Origin of the sequence: Mesorhizobium sp. XAP4 (assembly GCF_029269325.1) — a bacterium.
In the GTDB taxonomy this organism is placed as follows: Bacteria; Pseudomonadota; Alphaproteobacteria; order Rhizobiales; family Rhizobiaceae; genus Mesorhizobium; species Mesorhizobium ciceri.
Map to the genome: position 1 here is coordinate 19468 of NZ_JARIXW010000007.1, position 16617 is coordinate 36084.

Sequence of the window (16617 nt, forward strand, 5' to 3'; positions counted from 1 at the left end):
TCTCAACGGAAGGCGTTGCCGCCCGGAAACCCCTTGTACACGTTTTTGTTACCTGCTGGAAGTTCCACGCCATGAGCACGCCCGAACCCTTCAAAGAAGTGCCGCATCGCGGCCTGATCACGGTCGCGCTCATGTTGGCGACGATCATGCAGGCGCTCGACACGACGATCGCCAACGTCGCGCTGCCGACCATGACCGGCGATCTCGGCGCCTCGCCTGACAACATCAACTGGGTGCTGACCTCCTACATCGTTGCCGCCGCCATCATGACGCCGGTCACCGGCTGGCTGGCCGATCGCTTCGGCCGCAAGGAACTGTTCCTGACGGCGGTGGTCGGCTTCACCGTGTTTTCGATGCTGTGCGGCATCGCCTGGAGCCTGGAGACCATGGTGTTCTTCCGGCTGATGCAAGGCGTGTTCGGCGCCGCGATCGTGCCTCTGTCGCAGACCTTCCTGCTCGACATCAATCCCAGGGAACGCCATGGCCAGGCGATGGCCATCTGGGGCGCCGGCATCATGCTGGGTCCGATTCTGGGCCCGACACTCGGTGGCTGGCTGACCGAGAATTTCAACTGGCGTTGGGTGTTCTTCATCAATCTGCCGGTCGGCATCGTCGCCTTTCTCGGTATGGCCGCTTATTTGCCGGCTATCGCGCGGCGCGTGCGCGGCTTCGATTTCTTCGGCTTCGCCATGATATCGCTCGGCGTCGGCGCGCTTCAGCTGCTGCTCGACCGCGGCGGCGAGGTCGACTGGTTTTCCTCGGTCGAGATCTGGATCGAACTTGGTCTTTCGCTCACCGGCTTCTGGGTGTTCATCATTCACACCATGACGGCCGAGCACCCCTTCATCGATCCCAAGATCTTCCTCGACCGCAATTTCGTGACCGGGCTGGCATTCATCTTCGTCATGGGTGTGCTCATCCTGGCGAGCATGTCGCTGCTGCCGCCGATGCTGTCGACCATCTTCGGCTATCCGACCGTCACCATCGGCATCGTCATGGGGCCACGCGGCGTCGGCACCATGATTTCGATGCTCGTCGTCGGGCGGCTCATGAGCAGGATTGACGCCAGGATCCTCGTCGTCATCGGCTTCCTGCTGACCGCGCAGTCGCTCTACACCATGTCCAGCTTCACCCCGCAGATGGACAATTGGCTGATCATCAGCTCCGGCGTCATCCAGGGCCTGGGCATGGGGATGGTGTTCGTGCCGCTGTCGACCGTCGCCTTCGCCACGCTCGACGTGCGCTTCCGCACCGATGCCACGGCTCTGTTCAGCCTGGTGCGCAATCTTGGCTCGTCGATCGGCGTGTCGGTCGTGACGGTGTTGATGGTGCGCAACACGCAGATCAACCATGCCGAGCTTTCGGCCTTCATCAATCCGTTCAACCCCAATCTGTGGGCTGTCTCGCCGGCTGCCGCAGGCGGCGACCCAACGGCGCTCTCGCAGGTCGATCGCATGGTCAATCTCCAGGCCATGATGATCTCCTACGTCAACGACTTCAAAATACTCATGGTGATGACGCTGCTTGCCATCCCGTTTGTTTTCCTGCTGCGCAAGCCGAAGCAGGCGCCAGCCGGCGGCGCGCCGGCGGCGCATATGGACTAGCTTTCCATCAAATCGTCTTGGGGGTGGCGCACCGAACCGGCACGTTTTCCTATTTTCCGAGCACGAGGCTCCAGTAACGGAGCTTGCTGTCGCTGCCGTCGCGCACATAGGCAAGGCCGAAGCGTGTGAAGCGCGGGTCGAGCATGTTGCGGCGATGGCCTGGTGAATGCACCCAGATGTCGAACAGCTTCTCGAGGTCGAAACGACCCTCGGCGATGTTCTCCGCCGCGGCACCGGAAATTCGATTGTCCCTGACGCGCGAGGCGAAATCCTTGCCCCAGCCGGTGGTGTGGCTCACGCGGCGGCGCTGCGCCATATAGCCTGCCTGCTGCAGGGCGGCCTGTTCGAGCTGCCGGTCGGGGACCAGCGGCGCGAGCCCGGCCGAGGCGCGGATGCTGGCCAGCGTGCTGGTGGCGGAGGAGGAGACCCCGGCGCCTTCGCCGGTTGGCAGTGAAACGGTGCTGCAGGCGGCGAGCCCCGCCAGGGCTGCGAGGCCGGTCAGCACCATGCGCCTGTTCAGCTTCGGGATCGGGTGGGTTTCGATTTTCGCTATGGTCATGCCTCTGAGATAATGGCGATCATGGCTTTTGCCGGGCAGGGCGGCGAAAATCGGAGAGGGGGCGACAGACTGACGCTGGCCGGTACAACGCTGATCGGCGTGGCATGCTGGGCGGAATTTCACCAGGCGATCGACGGCGCTGCCTATCCCAGGCTGGCCGGATTGCGCCTCGCATCGAAACCGATCCGGCCGTGCGTTACCGCCATTTTTCTCAACGCTACCGCTGGCGCCGCCGGACGTCAGGTTGTCTCTCATTTCACCAGAGTGATCATCCGATCGGCATACATTGTGCGATTTCCAAGCGCCGCCGCGCAGTCGGACTTGACGGACGAGTTCCCGGTCATCTGTATCGTATTGCCGACAAGCCTGAGACAGTCGCCCTGGGCGCTCATATCAGAATTGCCGGCGTAGGAAATGGGCGCGTCCGGCGCGTAGATGAAACCGCTGAGCACGGAATTTGCGCCACCATTCAATGTCAGGGCAGACGTGTTGCCGTGATCCTGGAAAATGGTGATGCCAGCATAAGGGCCGCTGGTGGGCGGGGAAAGGTTCACCTTCTCATTGGCATTTATGTAGATCTGAGCGCTTTCCATGAGGAAAATGGTCACGCCCTGGCCAGTCAGGCTGCCGTTTCCCCCTGGCTTTATGGTGGTGCCGCGCATGATGTAGACGCCCGGATTAAGCGTGATGTTCCCCGATAATGTCTTGTCGCAATAAGTGCCGGGCGACAGCGTGTAGGTTTTGCCGTTCGGGACAGGCAAACACAATGTGTAAGGGGGAGGAACGACGTCGGCCAATGGATCAAAGGATGCGTACCTATGTTCGTGCGGCGTTCCGCAGGCGAGACTGGCGCTGGGTGGCAACAGCCCGCTGGTGCCACCGACGGTTGAGACACAGCCGGCCGAAACCAGTGCGGAACCACCCCTGTTGACGGAATCCGACGCGTCCGAGTTCGCCGCGATCACGCAATTGTCCATCGAGACGTTGGTCGAGCCCTGCAGGTTCACGGCGGCGGACGCATGCGGATCGAGCGCCAGCACGCAGGCCTGCGCGCCAGGTTTTATCTTGACCGAGGCCGAGCGGTAGGCCTGCCAGGGGGCCGAGGCGCTGATGAAGCTTGGGCGGCTTATGCTGGACGACAGCGAGATAAAGTAGGCGCTTGGACTGCCGCTTGCCGTTGCCGCGAAAGCGGAGACGCTGCCCAAATATTCCTGCTGGTCGGCCGCGCTCATATTGGCGGCGAAGAACTGCAGCCCAAGCTGCTGGACATCGCCAGCCGCCATATCGGGAGAGAACTTCGTGCCGATGGCGAGCCCAGCCGCGTCCAGCGAGTTCTGGAGTTGCGAGGCGTCATGGCTCGTGCCGATCAGATCGACGGCGCCGGCCAAACCAATCATTATTGGCAGCATAGCGACGGCGGTCGTTATGGCAAAGTTGCCGCGCTCCGAAGACCAGAAGGCTTTCAATGCGAACATAATCCCTCACCGAAACTCGTAAAGCTCAGGTGATACGCCAGGGATCCCTACGAGTAATTTAAGTAAATGCTAAAATGCGTAAATGCTAAAATGCAGCACAATGATTGGCCAAAACGAAGGTCTGCCAAGGTACGCCATATGAGAGGCCATACGGAGAGTTGAACACAACGAGGAGTTGCTCCCCAGGCCATTGACCCGGCGACAATCGCCTCCAACTCTGCTATCATGCTTCTCGATCTTGAAATGGCAGCTCTGGCGGCCATCCAGGCGGTGACCGCCCCGACACACGGGAGGAAGGTTATGGCCGGCTTTCATGTCATGGCGGACGCACGTGGAATGCATGTGCAGCCGGCGGTGCGCCGCATCACCACGTCGGACCTTTGGGATGCGTTGCGTCTCGGGTTCGAGGATTTCTGGGCAAAACCATCGCACTACGTGTTCCTGTGCCTGATCTATCCCATCGTCGGCCTGATCCTGACGCAGTGGACGTCCGGCGCCAATGCCATCCAGCTCATCTATCCCCTGATGTCGGGTTTCGCGCTGGTCGGGCCGTTTGCGGCGCTCGGCCTTTACGAGATCAGCCGCCGGCGCGAGCTCGGCATGAACACCTCCTGGCGGCACGCGTTTGATGTCCGGCGCTCGTCCGCGATCCCGTCGATCGCCGTCATTGGCGTCATGCTGGTGGCGCTGTTCCTGTTGTGGCTCTACACCGCGCAATCGATCTACATTGGCCTGTTCGGAGACCAGCCGCCGGCCTCGATCGGCGGCTTCATCCGCGACGTGCTGACCACCAGTAAGGGCTGGACGCTGATCCTTGCCGGTAATGCCGCGGGCTTTGTCTTTGCCGTAATCGTGCTGGCCACCACTGTGGTTGCCTTCCCGCTGCTGCTCGACCGCGACGTCGGCGCCGTCTCAGCCATCGAGACCTCGGCCCGGGCGGTGATGGCCAACCCGCTGCAAATGGCGCTGTGGGGCTTGCTGGTCGCCGTGCTTCTGGTGATCGGTTCGATCCCGCTGTTTGCCGGGCTCGCCGTCGTCATGCCGGTGCTCGGCCATGCCACCTGGCATCTCTACCGCAAGGTGGTCGAGCCGGAGCGGGCACAGCAGATAAGACGGCCGATGTAACGAATCAGGCACCCATGGCCTTCACCCTGCCGAGACTGCCCAACAAGGTCGTCTGTCTGACCTGCCTTTGTATCGGTAGCTATCTGCATGCCGCGCCAGCGCGCGCTGACCAGCCGGTGCAGTTTGAAAGCGCGGCTTCGGAGCCAACGCCATTTCAGAAGCGCATTGCGCAAGCGGGCGGCAACGTCCCGAGGGCCGTTCCCGGCACGCCGCTGCAGGGGTATTTAACGCGTCCGCCGGGTGAGGGGCCGTTCCCGGCTGTCGTGGTTCTGCACGGATGTTCAGGTTTGCCCCGAAGTGTAAGGAAAACCTGGTCCGAGCGACTGTCTTCCTGGGGTTACGTCGTCCTCGTCGTCGACAGCTTCAGCACCCGCGGCATTAAGGAGACCTGTGATGGCCTCCACCCTGTTGATCGCGTATATGACGCCTACGGCGCTCTGAAATACCTATCAAAATACAGTTTTGTCGACCCGCGGCGCATTGCGTTGATGGGGTTCTCCGCTGGCGGGAACGCAACGCTCGAGGCCTTGCAGTCTGGTGGAGACGAGCGGCTTATGGAGCGCAAATTCAAGGCTGCGATCGCCTACTATCCGGATTGTTCGGCAACGAATGGCGACATGGCGGTCCCGACCTTGATCCTGATCGGCGAGCTGGACGATCGGACCCCCGCCAAAAATTGCCAGGAGATGATGACGCAGCGCAGCGGCAAGGGAAGCTCTGTGCAGCTTGACGTCTACCCGGGTGCTCGTCACGGATTTGACTCCGCAGGATTGAAGACCGGCATCGAGGCCTATGGTCAGTACAATGCTGCCGAGCAATCCATCCTTGCCTCTCATGCATTCCTGAAAGAAGTCTTCGGCGGCTGACAGCGGCGACCGCCGGTTTGCACTCTCAGCGCTGCGCGTCTGTCGCCATCTTCAGCGCAAGAGCCGCCAGCACGGTTCCCATCATCCAGCGCTGGATGACCAGCCACAAGGGCCGTCCGGCGAGAAAGGTGGCGATTGAACCGGCCGTCACCGCGATGACGGCATTGACGCTGAGGCTGATCGAGATCTGTGTCGCGCCGAGCACCAGGAGCTGCGACAGGACGTGACCCTTGCCGGGGCTGATGAACTGCGGCAACAGCGACAGATAGAGCACGGCCACCTTCGGATTGAGCAGATTGGTCATCAGGCCCATGGCGAAAAGCTTGCGCGGCCGGTCCCTCGGCAATTCGCGCACTTCGAATGGCGAGCGTCCGCCCGGCTTCACCGCCTGCCAGGCCAGCCACAGGAGATAGAGCACGCCGGCAAAGCGCAGCGCATCATAGGCGTAGGGCACGGCGAGCAGCAGCGCGGTGATGCCGAATGCCGCCGCCAGTACATAGAAGACAAAGCCGAGCGCCACGCCGCCAAGCGAGATGAGCCCCGCCTTCGGCCCCTGCGACAGGGAACGCGAGATCAAATAGATCATGTTGGGGCCAGGCGTCAGCACCATGCCGAGGCAGACCAGCGCGAAGGCGAGATGATTGGCTGTTTCCGGCATCTGTTCTTCCCCAGCGCGCCGCGAATGGACGCGCGATCCGGCAGGCGGCCAAGATGTGCCTGTCCCGGGAGGCGCGCGCAAGTGCATGGCGGCGCCAGCCGTTGTTCCAGCCAGCCCCCGAAGCCTGAGGATCAGCCGACGATGCGCAGGTTCGACAATTCGTTGCCGATTTCCTTGAAATCGTTCGACAAGCTGGCGCCGGTGGCATTCCAGAACAGTTTTGCCGGCTTGCTCGCGTCCGTTGGATCCTTGCGGAAGCGCGAGTTCGACGAGCAGGATTTCAGCGCCTCGATCGCCTGCTGATCGGCGGTTTTGGTCGTCGACAGGTCGAGCGCCACCGTCATCACCATGATATTGGCTGCCTTGGCGTTGTTGCAAAGCGTCGCCATCTGCTCGTTGAGCGCATTGGTGTAGTTGCCGTTCGAATAGTCGAACTGGCCAATGGCGCTCGATGTGCCCATGAACAGGCGGCCCACCGAAGTGCCGTTGTAGCCTGGGTTGAGATAGCCGAAGGACGCATAGGTCGATTTCGAATCGGCGGGGTCGGAATGGCTGAGCGAGGACGGCGTGTAGTAGGTATTGGCGCCGTCGGTCAGCACGATGACGACCTTGTCGTTGCCTCTCTCGGTTTCCGGGCGGCCTTGCGTGAACGGCTCGCCGCTCGAAACCACCCGCCAACCCCAGGCCATGCCTTCGGGAACATTGGTGCCGCCATCGGGCTTCATCAGGTCGATCGCGGCCTTGATCGCGGTAAGCCCGGTGGTAACGCTGACATCGGTCAGCGGCGTGATCGGGTTGGTGGAGCAGCTGTAGTTCGGCCCGTTGCCGGCGGCCAGCGCCGGCGCATTGATCGGCCTCGGTTGGAAATATTTGGACATGTTGCGCAGCCGGGATTGGCCGGTGCTGCTCGTCGGGTCGTCATTCCACCAGCTGTTGATGGCGCCATAGGTCGTCGGCGCGGCCTCGTCGGGATCCTGGGTGAGCCTCCAATGGTTGCCGGGCTCGTCCGGGGCGAACATCGGCACAAACATCGTCGCCGGATCGCCGACCCCTATGCCGGTGTTCGCCGTGCCGCCGGAAGGCGCCGCGTCGTTGACATTGTAGGGATAAGGCCTGGCCTCGACGCAGCCCTGCCAACTGGCGAACGGGCCATAGGTGTCGATGTAGTCGTATTCGTCGTGGTCGCGTTTGCAGGTGTTGTTCGGGTTGTATTCGTCGCACACCACGCGCTTGCTGTTGACGACACGCTCATGGTTGGTGACGACCTTCATGTCGCGATAGAGCGAAAACCGGGTCAGCATCTGGCCTTCGTCGGTTCCCCATCCGGTGCCGCGCTTGTACCAGATGCCGTTGGTCTGCTGGGCGTATTTGTCGGCTGCGTTCAGCGTCGACCAGTCGAAATTCTCGTTCGATACCGGCGACAGGCCTTCGGTATCCATCCAGGGCGCATTGCCGTTGCCGGGCCCGACATTGACCGAGGCGGCAAACGGCACGAGGCCGAACTGCACCGGCCTGTCGACCTGCTTGATCATCGCCGCCTGCTGGGCCAGCGTGTCGACCAGCTGTTTTGCCGCGGTCTTGAGAAGGTCGATGCGCGTTTGCCCCGAGCCCGTTCCGGTCTTGGTCATCGACCCGGAATTGTCGAGTACCAGGGCGACTTCAAGAGTGTTCTTCAGCCGCACTTCCGAGGTGATGTTGAAGCTGATCCTCTGGTTGGCGTCGGTTTCGGATTTGCCGACGAGCTGGCCGAAGACCGGATAGAAATAGGGCTTATAGTCAAGCCGCGCGGTCATCTTGAGCAAGCCGCCGCCGGTGGTGTTGCTTGGCAAGGTGACGGTGAGCGTCGTATTGGCGGGATTGATCTTGTTGAGGTTGGCATTGAAGAAGTCGAGCGCATAGGCCCGCAACTGGTCGTCGGTGGCACCCTCCGTCAGCCGGCGCGCCGTGGCGAAGTTTGCGGCATCGAGCGCGTTCGAAACCGCCTGTTTTTCGCGGCTCATCTCGGTGAAGTCGACGGCCATTGCCAGGGCGCCCATCAGCGGAACCATAGCGACGACCGTCATAAGAGCATAGTTGCCGCGTTGGTCGCGGCAGAACTGACGCCAAAGTCCATGCATGTCTTGGAGCGGCCCCCGCCGGCGGATTCTCGATCGACGCCAGCTTTCCACAAAACGCTGAAGGCCGGGTTTGGCAAATCGCTCTATTGCCGGGTCAGCACTTCACCAACCGCTAACCAATCGTGCCTGGCGAAAGCTGGTGACAGGCCGGAATGGTTCGGCTAATCCGAACCGGCTGCGGCGAACCGTCTGTCGCGGCGGTCGCAACGATCATGACTGAAGGAAACGGCATGGCGGATTCGCCTGAAATCATCGGCTCGCTCGAAGACGTGTCGAAGGCCTATTCGGCAATCCTGTGCGACGTCTGGGGCGTGGTCCATAATGGCGAAACGCATTTCCCTGTGGCAGCCTCCGCATTGGCAAGGGCTCGAGAGGCGAAAATCCCCGTCGTCCTGATCACCAATTCGCCGCGCAGAAGTGCCGATGTCGTAGCGCAGATGAACGCGATCGGTGTTCCACCGTCAGCCTACGACCGGGTGGTTACCTCAGGCGACGTGACCCGGGATCTGATCGCCGAAGGGCCGCGCAAGATTTTCCATATCGGCGCCGACCGCGACTTCACCCTCTATGAAGGTCTCGACGTCGAGCTTGTCGAGGAGTTCGAGGCGTCCGGCGTCGTCTGTACCGGCCTGTTCGACGACGAGGTCGAGAAGCCCGAGGATTACACGGAGCTCCTGCGGCGGCTGCGCGCCAAGAACCTGCCTTTCATCTGCGCAAATCCCGACATCGTGGTCGAACGTGGCGAACGCATCATCTGGTGTGCCGGCGCGCTGGCGCGTGACTATGCCCAGCTCGGCGGCCGCACATTGATCGCCGGAAAACCTTACGCGCCGATCTACAATCTCGCGATGAAGGAGGTTGCCGAGATTCTGGGCCAGCCGGTCGAGCGCGGCCAGGTGCTGGCCATCGGCGACGGCATGATGACCGATGTGAAGGGCGCCGCCGACAATGGCTTCGATGTTCTTTATGTCTCCGGCGGTATCCATGCCCGCGACTATGGCGATGCCCTGCAACCGGATCCGGCAAGATTGGCGGCCTTCCTGGAAAAGCATGGCTATGGTCCGGTGGCCGTCATTCCCAGACTTCGGTAGGTGACGATGGCAGCCTTCCAGCGCATCCTGGCAACCGCGCCGCTTCCCGCCGACCTGCGCGGCGGCGTCGTGGCGATCGGCAATTTCGATGGCGTCCATCGCGGCCATCAGGCGGTGCTCGAGCGAGCCTCGGCCGAGGCAGGACGGCGCGGCGTGCCGGCCCTGGTGCTGACATTCGAACCGCATCCGCGCAAGATCTTCAGGCCTGATATCCCGTTGTTCGTGCTGACGCCGCCGCCGATGAAGGCGCGGCTGCTGTCGCTGCTGGGCTTTGCCGCGCTCGTCGAGCAGCCGTTCACGCGCGACTTCGCCTCGCTGTCGGCGGAAGCGTTCGTGACGGATGTGCTGGAAACGAACCTCGGCATTACTCACGCCGTAACCGGGTTCGACTTCCATTTCGGCAAGGATCGTCAGGGCGGCCCGGCCTACCTGATGGCGGCCGGCGAGCGTCACGGCTTCGGCGTCACGCTCGTCGACGCCTTCCGGGACGAGGGCGCCGAGGTGGTGTCGTCCAGCCGCATCCGCGGATTGCTGGGCGAGGGTGAGGTGGCTGAAGCCGCCGGTCTGCTCGGCTACCGGTTCACCGTCGAAAGCGAGGTGGTCGGCGGACAGCAGCTTGGCCGCACCCTTGGCTTTCCAACCGCGAATATGAGGCTGTCGGCTGAAGCCGCACTCAAGGAGGGCATCTATGTCGCCCGCTTCCGCCGCGCCGACGGCACGCTTCACGACGGCGTCGCCAGCTTTGGCCGACGCCCGACAGTCGACGACAACGGCGCGCCGCTGCTGGAAACCTTTGTCTTCGATTTCTCCGGCGACCTCTATGGCGAGGTTTGTCAGGTTTCCTTCTTCGGTTTCCTGCGTCCGGAGGTGAAGTTCGAGGGGCTCGACGCGCTGGTCGCGCAGATGAAGCGCGATGAAGCCGAGGCACGCGCGCTGCTTGCCGGCGTCAGGCCGCTCTCCGACCTCGACGCTGCGATGGCATTTTAAGCTACTTCTTCAGTGCCAGGCCAACGGCGATGAAGGTCCAGCCCTGGAAGATCAGATCGATCGCCAGGAACAGACCGAGCACCCACAGGCTGTTGACCGGCCAGCCCATGGCGATGATCAGGCCTGCAAGCGCGGTGATGACACCGGCGGCGACGATCCAGCCCCAGCCGCGTTCCGGCCGATGGCTGTAGCCGACCCAGGCCCTGAGCACCCCTGACGCGACGAGCGCAATCGCCAGCAGGAACGTCAGCACCGCCGAGGCAAGCAACGGATTGCCGAAAGCGAAGAAGCCGGCAACGGCGTACAGCAGTCCGCTGAGCAGCCAGTAGAAGAAGCGGCTCCAGGTCTTGACGCCGAACGCGTGCACGATCTCGATGATGCCCGCCATCAGCATCAGCCATCCCACGACGTAGACGGAAGCCACCGTGGCGACGAACAGGTTGGCGAAGGCAATGCCGCCGAAGATGAGCAGCAGCACACCGAGCGCGACAAACCATCCCCATTTTGTTCGTGTCTGTTCGATCGCGATTTTCAGGGCGTCGCCATGCAGGGTCATTGTCGCGGTCTCCATCGAGGGCTGCGGAATACTGCGGATGGAAGGTAATCCGGGCGCGGGCCAACGTCCAGTCGATGACCGGCAGCGGCATCGCGGCAAAGCGCGAGCGTATGTCTCGGGTTTAAATCAAATTTTACCAAACGGCCGTCAAAGCTGTCATCGGTAATCGTGTGTGTCGTGTTAGTGGAGTGGCCATGAGTCCGGTCGGAAGAATCTCTCTGGTGTTGGCCGCTGCGGTGCTGGGCGGGGCGGGCGCCGCCAATGCGGGCGAGGGCAGCTGGCTGTCCGGCGACTGGTATCTGACCGTTGGCGCCACCGGCCTGGTCGCGCCCAATTTCGAGGGCGGCAGGAAATACATGCTGAGCGCCCAACCCATCATCTCATTGGGCAAGGCCGGACCGGCGGCACGCTTTGTCTCGCGCAACGACAACATCTCGTTGGCGCTGGTCGACGATGGCGGTGTCCGCGCCGGCCTGACCGGCAAGTTCCTGTTTTCCCGCGACGACGACAACGCCGATGAACTGAAGGGCCTCGATCCGGTGCGCTGGGGCGGCGAAGTCGGCGGCTTCTTCGAATTCTATCCGACGGACTGGCTGCGCGCCCGCGCCGAGCTGCGCCAAGGCATTCGCGCCCACAACGGCTTTGTCGCCGACATCGCCGCCGATGCCTTCTACGACGTGACGCCGACCGTCAGGATTTCGGGAGGACCGCGTGTTTCCTTCGCCTCGGGCAACTATTTCGACGCCTATTATGGCGTCAACGCGCAGGAAGCGGTGGCCTCCGGCCTGAGCGAATACCATCCCGGTGGCGGGCTGAAATCGACCGGCCTTGGCGGCGCCATAACCTGGAAGGTGACCGAGCCGATGACCGCCAGCCTGTTTGGCGAATATTCGCGCCTGATGGGACCGGCGGCCGATTCCAGCCTGGTCAAGGAGCGTGGCGACCGCAACCAGTTCACGGTCGGCGTGTCGACCACCTACCGCTTCGATTTCACGATGTAGGTGAATCGAACGAGAGACGCTTTATTCCTGCCGTGGCTTCGGCTAAAAGCCCAGCCATGACCAGCTTTTCGCGCCTTTTCGCGATCGCGATACGAATTACAGGCCCGGTGTTCCGGGTGGCCTGAGCGCCGCCGGAGCCGCCGGGAGTTTCTGCGCGCCCCTCGCGCTTTTTTCATAACATGATAGTTCACGCCCGAGCTTGTACGCCCGCCGGGCAATGCACATGGCAGACCAATGACCGACACAACTGAAACGATCGACTATTCCAAGACGCTTTATTTGCCGCAGACGGACTTCCCGATGCGCGCCGGCTTGCCGGAGAAGGAGCCGCTGCTGGTCAAGCGCTGGCAGGACATGGATCTCTACCGCAAGCTGCGCGAGAGCGCTGCCGGCCGCACGAAATACGTGCTGCATGACGGCCCGCCCTACGCCAATGGCAACATCCATATCGGCCATGCGCTGAACAAGATCCTCAAGGACGTCATCACCCGCTCGTTCCAGATGCGCGGTTACGACTCGAACTATGTGCCCGGCTGGGACTGTCACGGCCTGCCGATCGAATGGAAGATCGAGGAGCAGTACCGCGCCAAGGGCAAGAACAAGGACGAGGTGCCGGTCAACGAGTTCCGCAAGGAATGCCGCGAATTCGCCGCGGGTTGGATCACGGTGCAGGGGGCCGAGTTCCAGCGCCTCGGCGTCATCGGCGACTTCAAGAACCCCTATACGACGATGGCTTTCCATGCCGAGTCGCGCATCGCCGGCGAGCTGTTGAAGTTCGCCATGTCGGGCCAGCTCTATCGCGGCTCCAAGCCGGTGATGTGGAGCGTGGTCGAGCGCACGGCGCTGGCCGAGGCCGAGATCGAGTACCACGACTATGAGAGCGACACGATCTGGGTGAAGTTTCCGGTCGCCAGCCTTGTCCGCCCCATCGACGATGGCCAGACCAAGCTGACGGAGGGCGCCCTCGATCTGCTGCAGGCCCACGTCGTCATCTGGACGACGACGCCGTGGACGATCCCAGGCAACCGCGCCGTCAACTATTCGCCGCGTATAAATTATGGCCTCTACGAGGTTACGGCGGCCGAGAACGCATTCGGCCCGCAGCCGGGCGAAAAGCTGATCTTTGCCGACGCACTGGCCGAAGACTCCTCGGCCAAGGCCAAGGTTACCTTGAATCGTCTCCGCAGCGTTTCGGCGCAAGAGCTTGGAAGCCTTACGCTTTCACATCCGCTCAAGGGTTTTTGCGGCGGCTACGAATTTGCCGTTCCGATGCTCGCCGGCGACCATGTCACCGACGATGCCGGCACCGGCTTCGTCCACACCGCGCCCGGACACGGCCGCGAGGACTTTGACGCCTGGATGGACGCGGCGGTGGATCTGCGCGCACGCGGCATCGATCCCGCCATCCCGTTCACCGTTGACGATGGCGGCTTCTTCACCAAGGACGCGCCGGGTTTCGGACCGGACCGCGAGGGTGGGCCGGCGCGCGTCATCGACGACAACGGCAAGAAGGGCAACGCCAACCAGGCCGTCATCGACGAGCTGATCAAACGCAACGCGCTGTTCGCGCGTGGCCGGCTGAAGCACAGCTATCCGCATTCATGGCGGTCCAAAAAACCGATCATCTTCCGCAACACGCCGCAATGGTTCGTCTATATGGACAAGGACCTCGGCGACGGCTCGACGTTGCGCAGCCGGGCGCTCAAGGCCATCGACGAAACCCGTTTCGTGCCCGCCGCCGGCCAGAACCGCATCCGCGCCATGATCGAGGAGCGCCCGGACTGGGTGCTGTCGCGCCAGCGCGCCTGGGGCGTGCCGATCGCCGTCTTCGCCGATGTCGACGGCAATGTGCTGAAGGACGAAGCGGTCAACCAGCGCATCATGGACGCCTTCGAGAAGGAGGGCGCCGACGCCTGGTTCGCCGCTGGCGCCAAGGAGCGTTTCCTTGGCAATCACGATGCCTCCAAATGGAAGCAGGTGATGGACATCCTCGACGTCTGGTTCGATTCGGGCTCGACGCATGTCTTCACGCTGGAGGATCGCCCTGACCTGAAATGGCCGGCCGACGTCTATCTCGAAGGCTCCGACCAGCATCGCGGCTGGTTCCATTCCTCGCTGCTGGAAAGCTGCGGCACCAGTGGCAGGGCGCCTTACGATACTGTCGTCACCCATGGTTTCACCATGGACGAGGATGGCCGCAAGATGTCGAAGTCGCTCGGCAACACCGTGGTGCCGCAGGACGTCATCAAGCAGTCGGGCGCCGATATCCTGCGTCTGTGGGTGGTGACGACCGACTACTGGGAGGACCAGCGGCTCGGCAAGAACGTGCTGCAGACCAACATCGATACCTACCGCAAGCTGCGCAACACCATCCGCTGGATGCTCGGCACGCTCGCCCATGACGATGGCGAAGAGGTGCCGCTGGAGAAGATGCCGGAGCTGGAGCGGCTGATGCTGCACCGGCTGGCCGAGCTCGATGAGGTCGTGCGCTCGGGCTACGACGCCTTCGAATTCAAGCGCATCACCCGCATGCTGCTCGATTTCATGGTGGTCGAGCTGTCCGCGTTCTATTTCGACATCCGCAAGGACGCGCTCTACTGCGACGCGCCGTCGAGCCTGAAGCGCAAGGCTTCCGTGCAGGTGGTGCGCCATCTCTTCGATTGCCTGGTGAAATGGCTGGCGCCGATGCTGCCCTTCACCATGGAGGAGGCCTGGCTCGATCGTCATCCCGACTCGGTCTCGGTGCATCTCGACCAGTTTCCGCAAATCCCGGCGGACTGGAAGAACGAGGCGCTGGCGGAAAAGTGGCGCCAGGTGCGGCAGGTGCGGCGCGTCGTTACCGGCGCGCTGGAGATCGCGCGCGCCCAGAAGGTAATCGGATCGTCGCTGGAAGCGGTGCCGGTCGTCACCATCAACGATGCAGCGCTCGAAGCGGCGATTTCAGATGTCGACATGGCCGAGATGGCGATCACCAGCGATCTGGTCATCGCGCATGGCGAGGCACCGGCTGGTGCCTTCGCGATCGACGACGTCAGGGGTGTCGCCGTGGTGGTCGAGAAGGCCGAGGATCGCGGCCTGTTAAAATGCGCACGCTCATGGCGCTACACCGCCGATATCGGCCAGGATCCGGAATTCCCGGATGTTTCGGCCAGGGATGCGGCGGTGCTGCATGAATTGAAGGCGCTTGGCCGGCTTTGACAGGCCGGCCGGCCAGCTTGATCGGTGCACAAATGCCACGCCGGGCGGGTGAAAACCGCCCGCGCGTTGCCCTTAACGAGTGGTTGAGGTAAACACGCGAAACTCCGGAAGACAAATTGTCGCCGGATTTCCGTCGCAAGTGCTTGGACGATGGGGACCGGCCAGAAGGCTGGTGGCAATCGAGAGGCTGTCTAGAGTGGGACTTTTTGGCATGACCGAGAGATATAATGCGCGCCTGGCGCTGCTGGCGCCGCTTGTCGCGTCGGGCCTCGCTTTGTCCGGCTGCATGGGCTCTCCGACCTACGGCACCGACAAGACCGCCGGCGAACAGCTGGCCGGCGATATTTCAGGCGCCTTTTCATTTGCGCCGAAGCGCAAGGAACAGATCGACTACAAGCCGCGTCCGACGCTTGTAAAGCCGGCGCCCGGCCAGAAGGAAGCGCTGCCGGCCCCGCAGGACAGCATCGAGACGGCGAGCGCCGAATGGCCCGAATCGCCCGAGCAGCGCCGCGCCCGCTTGCGGGCCGATGCCACCGCCCATCAGAACGACCCGGCCTATCAGTCGGAGATCGTCGACGACGTGCAAACTGATCCGGCCTCGGTGAAAAGGGCGATGGCGGAGTCAGGCTCGAGCCACCCGCCGGCATGGACACCGGCCGATTCCGACAAGGGCCGTGCCGCCGAGATCCAGCGTCGCCTCGCCGACAGCAAGCAGGGCGATCCGAACACCCGCAAATATCTGAGCGAGCCTCCAGTGCAGTATCGTGTCGCGGCCGGCACCGCGCCGCAGAACGAGCTTGGCGAGGACGAGTACAAGAAGGAACGCCGTCTCAAGAAAGAGGCGGAAGGCAAGAAGGGCAGCGGCTGGTTCGATTGGCTGTAAAAACACCGAATTGTGTCGCCGGGCGTAGCGCCCGGTTCAGCCGCGCCGCTCCCGAAAAAATTCTTTGAGCAGCAGGGCTGCTTCGGTCTCGCCCATGCCCGGATAGATGTCGGGCGCGTGGTGGCAGGTCGGCGAGGCGAAGAAGCGCACGCCGTTGACCACCGCACCGCCCTTGTCGTCGGCGGCGCCGAAATAGAGCCGGCGCAGCCGGGCGAAGGAAATGGCGCCGGCGCACATGGCGCAAGGCTCCAGCGTCACATAGAGATCGTGCCCGGTCAGTCGCTCGGCCGACAGTTTGCGGCAGGCTTCGCGGATGACCAGCATCTCGGCATGCGCGGTCGGGTCGGCAAGTTCGCGTGTGCGGTTGCCGGCGCTGGCGACAACACCAGCGCCATTGGCGATGACGGCGCCGACCGGCACTTCGCCTCGCAAGGCGGCAGCTTCGGCCTCCTTCAGCGCCAGCGCCATGAAATCGGGCCGCTTCACGCGATTTCCAC

Annotated in this window: 14 protein-coding genes; 8 read left to right on the top strand and 6 right to left on the bottom strand. The window is 62.8% G+C overall.

All coding sequences use genetic code 11. The features are described 5' to 3' along the window. Positions 1-71: 71 nt before the first annotated feature. Entirely contained in the window at positions 72-1604 is a 1533-nt protein-coding gene (locus P3C39_RS26330) for a DHA2 family efflux MFS transporter permease subunit (RefSeq protein WP_013532370.1), read from the top strand. A gap of 49 nt (positions 1605-1653) precedes the next feature. Here P3C39_RS26330 and P3C39_RS26335 read toward each other — a convergent pair whose 3' ends face one another. Beyond that, a complete protein-coding gene (locus tag P3C39_RS26335; RefSeq protein WP_275954749.1) occupies positions 1654-2163 on the bottom strand; it encodes a CAP domain-containing protein in 510 nt (169 codons plus the stop codon). Between the two features lie 251 nt (positions 2164-2414). After that, on the bottom strand, positions 2415-3638 hold the full coding sequence (locus P3C39_RS26340) for a TadE/TadG family type IV pilus assembly protein (protein WP_024504846.1): 1224 nt from the start codon (positions 3636-3638) through the stop codon (positions 2415-2417). 300 nt (positions 3639-3938) lie between these two features. Here P3C39_RS26340 and P3C39_RS26345 point away from each other — a divergent pair, with 300 nt between their 5' ends. Both P3C39_RS26345 and P3C39_RS26350 read left to right on the top strand, forming a co-directional pair. Further along, positions 3939-4763, top strand: coding sequence for a DUF2189 domain-containing protein (locus P3C39_RS26345; RefSeq protein WP_275954748.1), 825 nt, complete (start codon positions 3939-3941; stop codon positions 4761-4763). 14 nt (positions 4764-4777) lie between these two features. Next, the gene (locus P3C39_RS26350) at positions 4778-5629 is read left to right on the top strand and encodes a dienelactone hydrolase family protein (protein WP_275954747.1); all 852 of its coding nucleotides are present in this window, start codon (positions 4778-4780) and stop codon (positions 5627-5629) included. Positions 5630-5654: 25 nt separating this feature from the next. Here P3C39_RS26350 and P3C39_RS26355 read toward each other — a convergent pair whose 3' ends face one another. Then, the gene (locus P3C39_RS26355) at positions 5655-6287 is read right to left on the bottom strand and encodes a LysE family translocator (RefSeq protein ID WP_024504845.1); all 633 of its coding nucleotides are present in this window, start codon (positions 6285-6287) and stop codon (positions 5655-5657) included. 131 nt (positions 6288-6418) lie between these two features. Further along, positions 6419-8404 (bottom strand): TadE/TadG family type IV pilus assembly protein, encoded by a 1986-nt coding sequence (locus tag P3C39_RS26360; protein WP_275954746.1) that lies wholly within the window; start codon positions 8402-8404, stop codon positions 6419-6421. 230 nt (positions 8405-8634) lie between these two features. Between P3C39_RS26360 and P3C39_RS26365 the strand changes: the two genes are divergently transcribed. Both P3C39_RS26365 and P3C39_RS26370 read left to right on the top strand, forming a co-directional pair. Further along, positions 8635-9495 (top strand): TIGR01459 family HAD-type hydrolase, encoded by an 861-nt coding sequence (locus P3C39_RS26365; RefSeq protein WP_275954745.1) that lies wholly within the window; start codon positions 8635-8637, stop codon positions 9493-9495. A gap of 6 nt (positions 9496-9501) precedes the next feature. Next, complete coding sequence (locus tag P3C39_RS26370) at positions 9502-10482, top strand: bifunctional riboflavin kinase/FAD synthetase (protein WP_275954744.1); 981 nt, start codon at positions 9502-9504, stop codon at positions 10480-10482. A gap of 1 nt (position 10483) precedes the next feature. Here P3C39_RS26370 and P3C39_RS26375 read toward each other — a convergent pair whose 3' ends face one another. Further along, positions 10484-11038, bottom strand: a complete 555-nt coding sequence (locus P3C39_RS26375; RefSeq protein ID WP_013532362.1) for an HdeD family acid-resistance protein — start codon at positions 11036-11038, stop codon at positions 10484-10486. A gap of 194 nt (positions 11039-11232) precedes the next feature. Here P3C39_RS26375 and P3C39_RS26380 point away from each other — a divergent pair, with 194 nt between their 5' ends. The 3 genes from P3C39_RS26380 to P3C39_RS26390 all read left to right on the top strand — a co-directional run bounded on the left by P3C39_RS26380 (position 11233) and on the right by P3C39_RS26390 (position 16120). Next, the gene (locus tag P3C39_RS26380) at positions 11233-12039 is read left to right on the top strand and encodes a MipA/OmpV family protein (RefSeq protein ID WP_275954743.1); all 807 of its coding nucleotides are present in this window, start codon (positions 11233-11235) and stop codon (positions 12037-12039) included. A 234-nt stretch (positions 12040-12273) separates the two neighbouring features. Next, positions 12274-15237 (top strand): isoleucine--tRNA ligase, encoded by a 2964-nt coding sequence (ileS, locus tag P3C39_RS26385; RefSeq protein WP_275954742.1) that lies wholly within the window; start codon positions 12274-12276, stop codon positions 15235-15237. Between the two features lie 211 nt (positions 15238-15448). Beyond that, positions 15449-16120 (top strand): hypothetical protein, encoded by a 672-nt coding sequence (locus P3C39_RS26390; protein ID WP_013532359.1) that lies wholly within the window; start codon positions 15449-15451, stop codon positions 16118-16120. A gap of 36 nt (positions 16121-16156) precedes the next feature. Here P3C39_RS26390 and P3C39_RS26395 read toward each other — a convergent pair whose 3' ends face one another. Continuing rightward, positions 16157-16606, bottom strand: a complete 450-nt coding sequence (locus tag P3C39_RS26395; RefSeq protein WP_064994139.1) for a nucleoside deaminase — start codon at positions 16604-16606, stop codon at positions 16157-16159. Positions 16607-16617: the final 11 nt, after the last annotated feature.

Excerpts from the sequence above, each read along its gene's own strand:
- P3C39_RS26330 (WP_013532370.1), top strand. The coding sequence starts at position 72 with ATGAGCACGCCCGAACCCTTCAAAGAAGTGCCGCATCGCGGCCTGATC.
- P3C39_RS26335 (WP_275954749.1), bottom strand. The coding sequence starts at position 2,163 with ATGACCATAGCGAAAATCGAAACCCACCCGATCCCGAAGCTGAACAGG.
- P3C39_RS26340 (WP_024504846.1), bottom strand. The coding sequence starts at position 3,638 with ATGTTCGCATTGAAAGCCTTCTGGTCTTCGGAGCGCGGCAACTTTGCC.
- P3C39_RS26345 (WP_275954748.1), top strand. The coding sequence starts at position 3,939 with ATGGCCGGCTTTCATGTCATGGCGGACGCACGTGGAATGCATGTGCAG.
- P3C39_RS26350 (WP_275954747.1), top strand. The coding sequence starts at position 4,778 with ATGGCCTTCACCCTGCCGAGACTGCCCAACAAGGTCGTCTGTCTGACC.
- P3C39_RS26355 (WP_024504845.1), bottom strand. The coding sequence starts at position 6,287 with ATGCCGGAAACAGCCAATCATCTCGCCTTCGCGCTGGTCTGCCTCGGC.
- P3C39_RS26360 (WP_275954746.1), bottom strand. The coding sequence starts at position 8,404 with ATGCATGGACTTTGGCGTCAGTTCTGCCGCGACCAACGCGGCAACTAT.
- P3C39_RS26365 (WP_275954745.1), top strand. The coding sequence starts at position 8,635 with ATGGCGGATTCGCCTGAAATCATCGGCTCGCTCGAAGACGTGTCGAAG.
- P3C39_RS26370 (WP_275954744.1), top strand. The coding sequence starts at position 9,502 with ATGGCAGCCTTCCAGCGCATCCTGGCAACCGCGCCGCTTCCCGCCGAC.
- P3C39_RS26375 (WP_013532362.1), bottom strand. The coding sequence starts at position 11,038 with ATGACCCTGCATGGCGACGCCCTGAAAATCGCGATCGAACAGACACGA.
- P3C39_RS26380 (WP_275954743.1), top strand. The coding sequence starts at position 11,233 with ATGAGTCCGGTCGGAAGAATCTCTCTGGTGTTGGCCGCTGCGGTGCTG.
- ileS (WP_275954742.1), top strand. The coding sequence starts at position 12,274 with ATGACCGACACAACTGAAACGATCGACTATTCCAAGACGCTTTATTTG.
- P3C39_RS26390 (WP_013532359.1), top strand. The coding sequence starts at position 15,449 with ATGACCGAGAGATATAATGCGCGCCTGGCGCTGCTGGCGCCGCTTGTC.